Raw genomic sequence first — 11835 nt, 5'->3', positions numbered from 1 at the left:
CCTGTTCGTGCTGTTCGGCTCCCTACTGGACCGCGCGGGTGCGGGCAATTATTTCATCCAGGTCGCGTTCAGCCTGATGGGGCACCTCAAGGGCGGGCCGGCAAAGGCCGCGGTCGTGTCATCGGCCATGACCGGGCTGATTTCGGGGTCATCCATCGCCAACGTCGTGACCACCGGCACCTTTACGATCCCGCTGATGAAAAAGGTCGGTTTCAGTTCTGAAAAGGCGGGCGCGGTTGAGGTCGCATCATCCGTGAACGGGCAGATCATGCCACCTGTCATGGGTGCCGCGGCGTTTCTGATGGTCGAATATGTGGGCATCCCCTATTTCGATGTGGTCAAGCACGCATTCCTGCCGGCGGTCATTTCCTATATCGCGCTGGTCTATATCGTCCATCTTGAGGCGCTGAAGGCCGGAATGCAGGGCCTGCCCCGCGCTTACACGCCCAAGCCCATCGTGCAGCGGCTGATCGGCATGGCCTTTGCCATTGCCGCGATCTGCGTAATTTCCTTTGTCGTTTATTATGGCATGGGCTGGATCCGCCCCGCCTTTCCCAACACGGCAGCCTACATCGTCTTTGGCTTTCTGACGCTGGTTTATGTGGGCCTTCTCTACATCGCGTCGAAAGAGGAACCGCTGGAACTGGATGATCCCAATGCCCCAGTAACGACGCTGCCCCTGCCCGGCCCCACGATCAGGTCAGGTCTGCATTTCATCCTGCCGGTTGTCGTGCTGGTCTGGGCGTTGATGGTGGACCGTCTGTCACCGGGCCTGTCGGCATTCTGGGCGACCGCCTATATGGTGTTCATTCTTGTCACACAGCGGCCATTGACCGCGCTGATGCGCGGCGAAAGCGCCCTTGCCACCGCTGTGGTGAATGGCTTTAAAGACCTGATCGACGGGCTGGAAACCGGCGCACGCAACATGATCGGCATCGGCATCGCCACTGCGACGGCCGGTATCATCGTGGGGGCCGTCAGCCAGACAGGCGTCGGTTCCGCGCTTGCCGATGTGGTCGAGGTGCTGTCGGGCGGGCATATTCTTGCCATTCTGTTCCTGACTGCGATCCTGTCGCTGATCCTGGGGATGGGCCTGCCGACGACGGCAAACTATATCGTGGTGTCCGCGCTGCTGGCGCCTGTCATCGTGACGCTGGGCCAGCAGAACGGGCTGATCGTGCCACTGATCGCAGTCCACCTGTTTGTTTTCTACTTCGGGATCATGGCCGATGTGACGCCGCCGGTGGGGCTGGCCAGTTTTGCCGCCGCCGCCGTGTCGGGCGGTGATCCGATCAGGACCGGGGTCGTGGCTTTCTTCTACTCTTTGCGCACGGCGGCCCTGCCGTTCCTGTTTATCTTCAACACCGAATTGCTGTTGATTGATGTGACATGGGCACAGGGGATATTCGTGTTCATCGTTGCCACGATCGCGATGCTGCTGTTTGCTGCCGCAACGCAGGGCTGGTTTCTGGCCCGCAACCGGTTTTACGAAACCGCGGCCCTGCTGCTGATCGCATTTACTCTTTTCCGGCCCGGTTTCTGGATGGACATGGTCTATCCCCCCTACAACGAGGTCGATCCGACAGAGATTGCGGACGCGGCCGCAGCAACACCCGTGGGCGAAGATCTGCGCCTGCGTGTGGCGGGCCTGAACGATCTGGGTGATCCGATCGAATTTGTTGCAATCCTGTCGATCGCAGAGGGCGCCAGCGGCGACGAACGGCTTGAAAACGCAGGGCTCTTGTTCCGGCAGGATGGTGATACGCTGATCATCGACGATGTCAGCTATGGCAGTGCCGCGGCGGATGCCGGACTGGACTGGGATCAAGAGGTGCTGCGTGTGCTGCGCCCGATAAACCAGCCGAGCAAATATCTGATGTTCATCCCTGCGCTGCTGCTTTTGGCGCTGGTGGTGTTCCTGCAACGGGGCCGTGCCGGGCGTGCATCCCGCCAACCCGACACAGCCTGAGGAGAGACGCATGTTCAAGACTGTATTGCTGACCATCGACCTGAACGATCAGGCGTCCTGGGAAAAGGCACTGCCGCAGGCGGTGGAATTGGTGCGCACCTCGGGTGGCATGCTGCATGTCATTTCGGTTGTCCCGGACATGGGCACACCATTGGTCGAAGGGTTCTTCCCGGTCGATTTCGAGCAGCGGGCCATCGCAAAGGCCAGCAAGGCATTGGATGAACTGATCGAAGCAAATGTTCCGGATGATATCACGGTCAAACAGCACCTGGCCTTTGGCAAGATACACCGCAAGGTCCTGAAAGCCATCGAAGAGACAAAATGCGATCTGGTCGTCATGGCGTCGCACAAACCGGACCGGGTGCGTGAATTCCTCGTTGGGTCCAATGCAGACCGTGTTGTCCGCAGATCGCCTGTTTCCGTTCTGGTCGTAAGGGTATAAGAAAAGCATGAAACGAAGCATGACAGCACCCCAATGGTGCCCCTTCGTCATCACGGAGAAATAGAAAATGACCCCCTTTGCCATTGCTGGCGTACAGATGCATGTCCATGCCCTTGAATCAAACGTTGAAGGAATGCTTCAGCGCCTTGATGTCTTGATGATACGCTTTCCCTGGACCCAGATGGTGCTGTTTTCCGAGTTGGCGCCGTTCGGACCTCTGGACCAGTACGCCTTGCCGCCGGAAAACGATACACTGGAGCAGTTTCAGGCCGCTGCGGTGAAACACGGCGTTTGGCTGATCCCCGGCTCAATGTTTATCACCGATCCTTTGGATGGGCGCACCTACAACACCTCATTCGTGATCAATCCGCAGGGCGAGATCATCCGCCGCTATGCCAAAATGTTCCCGTTCCGCCCCTACGAGGCTGGCGTTGCGGCAGGGACAGATTTCTGCGTGTTCGACGTCCCCGAAGTGGGGCGTTTTGGCCTGTCCATATGTTACGATATGTGGTTCCCTGAAACGACGCGCCAGATCACCTCGCAGGGGGTCGAAGTTTTGTTGCACCCGGTTCTGACCGGCACGACGGATCGTGACGCAGAGCTGGCCATTGCCCGCGCGACGGCAGTGCAGTTTCAATGTTATGTCATTGACGTGAATGGTTTGGGCGCAGGTGGTATTGGCAAATCTTGCGTTGTTGATCCGACGTCGATGGTATTGCACCAGTCGGGCGGCCAAGAAGACATGTTCCCCATCGAGGTCGATCTCGACATGGTGCGCCGCCAGCGTGAAACCGGCATGAAAGGTCTGGGACAGGTGCTGAAATCTTTCCGCGACCGGTCCACCGATTTTTCGGTATATGACCGCGCGAGCGGCACCGACGCCTATCTCAAGACACTTGGCCCGCTTGAGACCCCTCACAAAGGAACCACTGCAGGTCTGGATACCAAGCCGCCTGAACTGCGCGTGCCGTATCCCGAGTTTTCAAAGGGTTCAGGCATTGGGTCGAACTACGCCCAAAAATCGCCACCGTCCTTCGCCGCGGAACCTTTGCCGAACCCGACCGCTGGGACCGCAACGCCAGTGCCGGACGCGACAACAACGGAAGAGGCTGTTGATTTGGCCGCTTTGCCCAACCCACCTGTAAAACCCGGTGTTTTTACCGGATCGGAAGAATGATCAGTTGAGGAAACGGCGCATCACCCCGGACTTGATAAGGTGTCGCCATGCGGCGCCGGTATCAAGGCCTGTAAGGCAACTAAATAGGCTATTCACAATGGGGGGGCGCCGATGGGGCGGCACCCGCCCATCGTGCTGAAGCCGATTTAAGGAGAAAGACCGATGGATTCTGTCAGCGACTATTACTCGGCCATTCAACTGCGGTCCGACCGCTGGAGTGCGCTGCGCGAAGTCACCGCGTCGCTTGGCCGCGAAGCCCCCAGCAAGATACCCGCAAAGCTGCGCGCACGGGCCGAGGATCTGTTTGACTCGCTCGCCTTGATCGAACCCTATTGGGCCTTTCCCGGCATGGCTGCATTTGATCAGTTGCGCCGCTCATTCAATCACAACAGCTTTGAAGAACTGGCGTTTTCCGTCCACCGGATCACGCGGGCCCTGACCACCGGTGCCTACCGGCGGCGACATATCCCGCTGGAACGTGAAAACACCGAGGCAGAAGAACACGACGACGAGGCCCTGCTGTCGGCCGAAATGCGCGCGCTGACCAAGCCCTATTTCGAGGTCTTGATCGTCGATAGCGTCAGCGAACACCAGGAACGCTGGCTGAAGATGAACGTCCTGGAAATGCGCCGCGCCGAAGACCCGTTCATCTACGAGGCCGTGGTTGTGCCCAGCCTGGAGGACGCGCTGATCGCGGTGCTGTTCAATCACAACATTCAGGCCATCGTGGTGCGTCCGGGACTGGTGCTGAAATCAAAGCTCGATAATGAAATCCTGACCAAATACCTGAACCGCGCAGGCACGCCAGATGCGCTGGACGCCATGTCCCCCGAGGATTACGGGCCCGAACTCTGCCGGTTGATCCAGCGCGTGCGGCCCGAACTTGACGCCTATCTGGTGACCGAACGTTCGGTCGAGGATATTGCCGGGATGGATCTGGGGATCTGCCGGCGCGTGTTCTACAATCAGGAAGATTTCCTTGAACTGCACCTCAATATTTTGCGGGGCGTTGGCGCGCGAAACAAAACGCCGTTTTTTACCGCATTGGTTGAGTATTCGAAACAACCGACCGGTGTCTTTCATGCCATGCCGATCAGCCGGGGCAAGTCAATCACGCGGTCACACTGGATTCAGGACATGGGCGCGTTTTACGGGCCGAACATCTTTCTGGCGGAAACATCCGCCACATCGGGCGGTCTGGACAGCCTGCTGGAACCGCACGGCCCCATCAAGGAGGCACAGGAACTGGCCAGCCGTGCATTCGGGTCCAAACAGACATTCTTTGCGACCAACGGCACATCGACCTGCAACAAGATCGTCGTGCAAGCCCTTGTCCGGCCAGGTGATATTGTGCTGGTCGATCGCGATTGCCACAAGTCGCACCACTATGGCATGGTGCTGGCGGGGGCCGAGGTTGTGTATCTCGACAGCTATCCGCTGAATGAATATTCGATGTATGGCGCGGTGCCGCTGCAAGAGATCAAGCACCAGTTGCTAAAGCTGAAGGCGGCGGGAAAACTGCACCGGGTGCGGATGCTTTTGCTGACCAACTGCACCTTTGACGGGCTGGTTTACAACGTGGACCGCGTCATGGAGGAATGTCTGGCGATCAAGCCTGACCTCGTCTTCCTGTGGGACGAAGCCTGGTTTGCCTTTGCACGCTTCAGCCCGACCTATCGGCAACGCACCGCGATGCGCTGTGCCAACAACCTGCGCAAGCGGCTCAAGAGCTCGGAACAGGCCGCCGCCTACGACAAACAGCAGAAAAAGCTAAAGGATGCACCCGATGATGTCTGGCTTAAGACCCGCCTGATCGCGCCACCAAAGGCGCGTGTTCGGGTTTATGCGACGCAATCCACCCACAAGACACTGACATCGCTGCGGCAAGGGTCGATGATCCATGTCAGCGACCAGGACTTCAAGGGCGAGGTAGAACAAAGTTTCCACGAAGCCTATATGACCCACACCTCGACGTCGCCCAACTACCAGATTATCGCGTCTTTGGATGTGGGGCGCCGGCAGGTCGAACTGGAAGGGTTCGAATTCGTCCAGCGCCAGATCGAGGCAGCAATGTCGATGCGCCGCGCGATCACCAGCCACCCGCAATTGCGCAAGTATTTCAAGGTGCTGACCGCAGGCGACATGATCCCCGATAACTTCCGCCAAAGCGGCGTGACCAGCTATTACGATACCGAACAGGGCTGGACAGACATGTGGGATTGTTGGGAACAGGACGATTTCGTGCTGGACCCCACGCGGGTTACGCTGGCCGTTGGCGGCACGGGCTGGGATGGGGACACGTTCAAGACCGAAGTGTTGATGGATAAATACGGCATCCAGATCAACAAGACATCGCGCAACACCGTGCTGTTCATGACCAACATCGGCACCACCCGGTCATCCGTCGCCTATCTGATCGAAGTGCTGGTCGAGATTGCGAACGAGCTGGACGACCTGTTGGACGACGCATCACGCATGGAAAAGCTCGCGTTCGAAAAGCGGGTCAGGAACCTGACGGAAAACTACCCGCCCCTGCCGGATTTCAGCCGCTTTCATGAAGCATTTCGCCCCGACGAACTCACATCCGAGGGCGATATTCGCACCGCCTACTACCTTGCCTACGACGAGGCGAATTGCGATTATCTGGAACTTGACGGATCACTCAAGGACGCGCTTGACGCTGGACAGGAAGTTGTCTCGGCCAGTTTCATTATCCCCTACCCGCCCGGTTTTCCAATTCTCGTACCTGGTCAGGTGATCAGCAAGGAAATCCTTGCGTTCATGCGGGCCCTGGATGTGAATGAAATCCACGGCTACCGCGCCGATCTGGGATTGCGGGTCTTCACGGCCGATGCGCTCGCAAGTGTGCCGCGCGTGATGCCAAAACAAGCAGCCGAATAGAAAAGGACCTCATTATGGCAACTGTGCTCAAGAACATCTCTGAAATCCGGCGCTTTTTTCACCGCAACGAAGACCCGATCTATTTCGTGTCCGCGACCAACTTCAACCTGTTGGGGCTGGATGAATGGGTCAAGAATTTCAAATATATCTGCTACATCGACTGTTACGATGGGCGGCACCCGAACGTATTCTGCCCATCCGAACAGCCACATGCCGAATTCCAGTCGATCGAGGATATCAACAATTACCTTTTGCAGCATAAAGAGGTGATCGACTTTATCAAACGGCGTGGCGGCAAACCCAAATTCGTCTTCCTGATGTTCGACGAAAAAACTGAACGGCTGGCCAAGGGGCTGGGCGGGGATGTCTGGTTTCCCAAGGCGAAACTGCGCACCAAGATGGACAACAAGATTGAAACGGTGCGCATCGGCAACAAGGCCGGCGTGCCATCGGTGCCGAATGTGCTGGCCGAAGTGAAATCATACGAAGACCTGAAAAAAACCTGTGAAAAGGCCGGGATCGGCCACGATCTGGTGCTGCAATCCGCCTTTGGTGACAGTGGTCACACGACATTCTTTATCAAATCCGAGGCCGATTTCCGTCGTCACGAGCACGAGATCATCGGCGAGGGCGAGATCAAGATCATGAAGCGGATCGATTGCCGGGGGTCCGCAATCGAGGCCTGTGCGACCAAGGAAGGCACGATCGTCGGCCCGCTGATGACCGAACTGGTGGGGTTCAAGGATCTGACCCCGTATCGCGGCGGCTGGTGCGGCAACGAAATTCTGTCCACCGCCTTTCCGCCAAAGGTCCGCCAACAGGCACGTGATCTGACCTTCAAATTCGGCGAACAGCTGCGCAAGGAAGGGTATCGGGGTTATTTCGAGCTGGATTTCCTGATCGACAAGAAAACCGGTGATCTTTGGCTGGGCGAATTGAACCCGCGCATTACCGGCGCGTCTTCAATGACCAACCACGCAGCATTCGCCCATGCTGATGCGCCACTGTTCCTGTTTCATCTGCTGGAATTCTCAAAGCGGAATTTCGATCTGGACGTGGATGAATTGAACGCCCGCTGGGCCAACCCCAGCATGATCGACAGTTGGTCGCAGATGGTCATCAAACACACCGAGGACACGGTCGATATCTGCACCGCCGCCCCTGAAACCGGCATCTACCGGATGCGCGAGGATGGCAGCGTGGTCTATGACCGTTTCGATTATCACCGCCGCGCCGTTGAAAGCGAAAACGAAGCGTTCTTCCTGCGCATCCTTGGCCCCGGTGATTATCGCTATGAAGGGGCCGACATTGGCATCCTTGTGACCCGCGGCAGGTCCATGACCAAAAGTTTCCAGTTGAATGAACGCGCGAAAAAGTGGATCCACGGGATCAAGAAATCGGTTGAAGGCAAGGCGCTTCCGGTTGCCCAGGCTGATCCGGTTCTGGCCGACCCTGCGTTCAAAATCATGTAAGGAAACGCGATGCTTTGGCGCGCGCTAAGCGAAGATCAGCCCGGCCCTAAATGGGCGGGGCTTTTTGCCGAATATTGGCCCGCCTATAAGCGCTGGTGGCTCAAAGACGGCGAAACCGCCCGCCCGACCTATTTGGAATGCCGGCAGGCACTGGCTGATCATATGCCCGAATTACTGGCGCTTTATGACGAGCTTTGCGAACTGGTCGGGGGTGGCGATCTTGCCGCAAGGTTTCTGAGCTTTTATAACCCACCGGCATACCTGTCTGGTTGCAGTCAGGCGATCTGGCCGGGACGAGAACCCGTTCTTGTGCGTAATTACGACTATAACGCGAGCGCCTTTGACAGTCTGATCCTTAAAACCAACTGGCAAGGCCGACAAGTCATGGGCACGTCAGACGGTCTGTTCGGTCTGGTAGATGGGATGAATGACGCGGGCCTTTCGATTTCGCTGACCTTTGGCGGGCGGCGCATAGCCGGCGAGGGTTTTGGTGTGCCGCTGATCCTGCGCTACGTCCTGCAGACCTGCAAGACCGCCGAAGAAGCCGGCGCAGCGCTGGCGCGCATCCCCACCCATATGAGCTATAATGTCACCGTTCTTGACAAGAAGCGCCAGTATTTGACTGCGATGATGGGCCCCGACCGGCCTGCCGTGATCACCCACGCAGCCGTCGCCACCAACCATCAGGAAAATGTCGAATGGATCAGCCACGCGCGCATCACCGCAACGGTCGAACGCGAACGGTTCCTGCTGCACCGGCTGACACTGCACCGCGACCCCGAGGAAAAGTTCATTGGCCACTTCCTGAAGCCACCGCTTTATTCCACCGCTTTCAATGCGGGGTTCGGAACGCTTTACACCGCCGTCTACCGTCCCCGAAAAGGCCAGATGGAGGTACGATGGCCCGGTACCATATGGCCGCAGTCGTTCGACAGTTTCGAAGAAGGTCAACGCAACATCCACATTCCCGGAGCCCCATGAGGAGCCTGCCATGTCTCATATCTTTCCCCGCCATACCAAAAGCCTGCCACCCGTAGCTGTCGGTGGTGAAGGGTGTTATCTGATTGATGCAAGCGGAAAACGCTATCTTGATGCATCCGGCGGTGCGGCTGTGTCATGTCTCGGCCATGGCGACAGAACTGTGATCGATGCAGTCAAAGCGCAGCTTGACACCCTCGCATATGCGCATACCGGATTTTTCACATCCGAACCGGCCGAAACGCTGGCCGATCTATTGATCAGTCATGCACCGGGCGATCTGGATCGGGTTTATCTGGTGTCCGGCGGGTCCGAAGCGATGGAATCCGCCCTCAAGCTTGCCCGGCAGTATTTCGTGGAAAAAGGCGAGCCCGACCGCGGGCGCATCATCGCGCGCAAACAAAGCTATCACGGCAACACCATGGGCGCCCTGTCCGCTGGCGGCAATGCATGGCGCAGGGCGCAATTTGGCCCCTTGCTGATCGAGATGAGCCATATCGACCCCTGCTATGAATACCGGCTCAAGCGTGACGACGAGACACCAGAGGAATACGGGCTGCGCGCCGCCAACCTGCTGGAAGAGGAAATCCTGCGTGTCGGTCCGGAAACGGTCATGGCTTTTGCCGCCGAACCTGTGGTGGGCGCAACAGCCGGTGCAGTGCCGCCTGCACCCGGTTATTTCAAACGCATCCGCGAAATCTGTGACAAATACGGAATCCTGCTGATCCTCGATGAGGTGATGTGCGGCATGGGGCGCACCGGAACCCTGTTCGCTTGTGAACAAGATGGGGTTGCCCCGGATATTTTGTGCATAGCAAAGGGGTTGGGGGCCGGATATCAACCGATTGGTGCGATGCTGTGCAGCCGTCAGATTTACGAAACGATCGAGAACGGCAGCGGCTTTTTCCAGCACGGCCACACCTATCTGGGCCACCCCACTGCCGCCGCTGCCGGTGTCGCCGTTGTCAATTCAATGTTGGACCGTGGCTTGATCGGACAGGTGCAGACGCAGGGGGCCAAGCTGATGGCCGCATTGCGCGACCGTTTCGGCCAGCACGCCCATGTGGGCGACATTCGCGGACGCGGGCTGTTTCAAGGCGTCGAACTGGTGGCCGACCGTGAAAGCAAAGAGCCATTCCCGCCAGCCCGCAAAATCGCCGCGAAAATCAAAGCGGCGGCATTCGAGGCCGGGCTGATCTGCTACCCGATGAGCGGCACAATCGACGGCCAGCGCGGCGACCACGTTCTGCTTGCCCCACCGTTTATCATCAGCGACGACCAGATCGGCGAACTTGTTGACAAACTTTCCGGTGCGGTGGAAACCGCTTTGCAAAACTAAGTAAGGAGCGGACCATGGCTGACCCCTGCATCATTTGCGTCGCGATCACCGGATCGGTGCCGCGCAAAAAGGATAATCCCGCTGTCCCGACGACCGTCAGCGAGCAGATCGAGTCGACCCATGCCGCGTTCGAGGCGGGTGCCGCGATCTGCCACGCCCACGTGCGCAACGACGATGAAACGCCATCGTCTGATCCTGAAAAATTCGCAGCCCTCAAGGAAGGTCTGGAAAAGCATTGCCCCGGCATGATTATCCAGTTTTCCACCGGTGGTCGGTCCGGTGCAGGCGAAACACGGGGCGGAATGCTGTCCTTGCGGCCCGATATGGCGTCACTGTCGGTCGGGTCGAACAATTTCCCGACGCGTGTTTATGAGAATCCGCCGGATCTGGTGGATTGGCTGGCCAGCGAAATGCGCAAATATAACGTGAAGCCCGAGATCGAAGCCTTTGATCTGTCACATATTTTCAAGGCTGCCGAGATGAACAAGGACGGGCGCATCCCCGGCCAGCTTTATATCCAGTTCGTCATGGGCGTGAAGAACGCGATGCCGGTGGACCGCGATGTGTTCGATTTCTACATCAAGACCGTGAACCGGCTGGCGCCCGATGCGCAGTGGTGTGCGGCCGGGATCGGGCGGCATCAGGTGACCTTGAACGAATGGGCGATTGCCGCAGGCGGCCACACCCGCACCGGACTAGAAGACAATGTGCGCTGGGACAAGGACACGCTTGCCCCGTCGAACGCCGCATTGGTGGAACGGACCGTTGCGATCTGTGAAAAATACGGCCGGCCCGTGGCGACCCCCGCGCAGGCGCGCAAGATTCTTGGGCTGGCCTAACGGGCCAGCACCAGTTCAGCCTTGAGCCCCCCCAGCCTTTCGCTGTCGCCCAACCGCAGCACACCACCATGTGTGCGTGCAATATCAGCCACGATCGACAGGCCAAGCCCCACGCCGCTGCCCTTGTCCTGGTTGCGGGCCGGGTCCAGCCTGACAAAGGGGTTTACGGCATCCTCGCGCTGATGGACGGGAATACCGGGGCCATCATCCTCGACGGTGAACCGGACGGCGCGGTCGGTGACGCTGACCCCGATTTCTGCCCGGGGGGCATAGCGCAGCGCATTCCCCACAAGATTGTCCAAGGCGCGACGAATGGCCAGCGGGCGCAAGGCCACAGGCTCTTCCGCGCCTTCGATCTGGCCATAGGTGACGGGCTGGCCAGTACGGGCCGCATCGGCCACCACCGCACGCACCAGATCCTGCGGGACCACAGGTTCAAGGCTGTCGCCCGCATCGCTGCGCGCAAAATCAAGAAAGGTGTCCACCAACTGCTGCATCTCGTCCACATCGGCCAACAACGGTGCGACGTCATCGCCGTCCAGCATCGACAGCCCCAACCGTAGCCGGGTCAGTGGCGTGCGCAAATCATGGCTGATCCCTGACAGCATCATCGTGCGGCTTTGGGTCTGACGTTCCAGCCGGTTGCGCATATCAAGAAACGCCATGCCGGCGGCGCGCACTTCAACCGCGCCTGTCGGGGTAAATTCCGTGATGCGCC

General features: G+C 58.5%; 9 protein-coding genes. 8 read left to right on the top strand and 1 reads right to left on the bottom strand.

Features of this window, described 5'->3' with window-relative positions:
- The 8 genes from ACTG4B_RS14770 to ACTG4B_RS14735 all read left to right on the top strand — a co-directional run.
- A partial coding sequence (locus ACTG4B_RS14770; protein WP_439156466.1) for a TRAP transporter permease occupies window positions 1–1969 on the top strand: 1969 nt, incomplete at its 5' end.
- 10 nt (window positions 1970–1979) lie between these two features.
- Window positions 1980–2411, top strand: coding sequence for a universal stress protein (locus ACTG4B_RS14765; RefSeq protein WP_439156465.1), 432 nt, complete (start codon window positions 1980–1982; stop codon window positions 2409–2411).
- Window positions 2412–2478: 67 nt separating this feature from the next.
- Complete coding sequence (locus ACTG4B_RS14760; RefSeq protein ID WP_439156464.1) at window positions 2479–3588, top strand: carbon-nitrogen hydrolase family protein; 1110 nt, start codon at window positions 2479–2481, stop codon at window positions 3586–3588.
- Window positions 3589–3750: 162 nt separating this feature from the next.
- Complete coding sequence (locus ACTG4B_RS14755) at window positions 3751–6489, top strand: aminotransferase class I/II-fold pyridoxal phosphate-dependent enzyme (protein ID WP_439156463.1); 2739 nt, start codon at window positions 3751–3753, stop codon at window positions 6487–6489.
- Window positions 6490–6500: 11 nt separating this feature from the next.
- Complete coding sequence (locus ACTG4B_RS14750; protein ID WP_439156467.1) at window positions 6501–7961, top strand: biotin carboxylase; 1461 nt, start codon at window positions 6501–6503, stop codon at window positions 7959–7961.
- Window positions 7962–7970: 9 nt separating this feature from the next.
- Entirely contained in the window at window positions 7971–8942 is a 972-nt protein-coding gene (locus ACTG4B_RS14745) for a C45 family autoproteolytic acyltransferase/hydolase (RefSeq protein WP_439156462.1), read from the top strand.
- A 10-nt stretch (window positions 8943–8952) separates the two neighbouring features.
- Complete coding sequence (locus ACTG4B_RS14740; protein WP_439156461.1) at window positions 8953–10278, top strand: aspartate aminotransferase family protein; 1326 nt, start codon at window positions 8953–8955, stop codon at window positions 10276–10278.
- A gap of 14 nt (window positions 10279–10292) precedes the next feature.
- The gene (locus tag ACTG4B_RS14735; protein ID WP_439156460.1) at window positions 10293–11117 is read left to right on the top strand and encodes a 3-keto-5-aminohexanoate cleavage protein; all 825 of its coding nucleotides are present in this window, start codon (window positions 10293–10295) and stop codon (window positions 11115–11117) included.
- Here the strand turns inward: ACTG4B_RS14735 and ACTG4B_RS14730 are convergent.
- Window positions 11114–11835, bottom strand: a 722-nt coding sequence (locus ACTG4B_RS14730) for an ATP-binding protein (RefSeq protein WP_439156459.1), incomplete at its 5' end; no start/stop codon positions are given. The genes ACTG4B_RS14735 and ACTG4B_RS14730 overlap by 4 nt on opposite strands.

Source organism: Yoonia sp. (genome assembly GCF_965660735.1).
Lineage (GTDB): Bacteria > Pseudomonadota > Alphaproteobacteria > Rhodobacterales > Rhodobacteraceae > Yoonia.
Note: the sequence above shows the minus strand (reverse complement) of the source record. Positions and strands in the feature narration are given on the sequence as shown.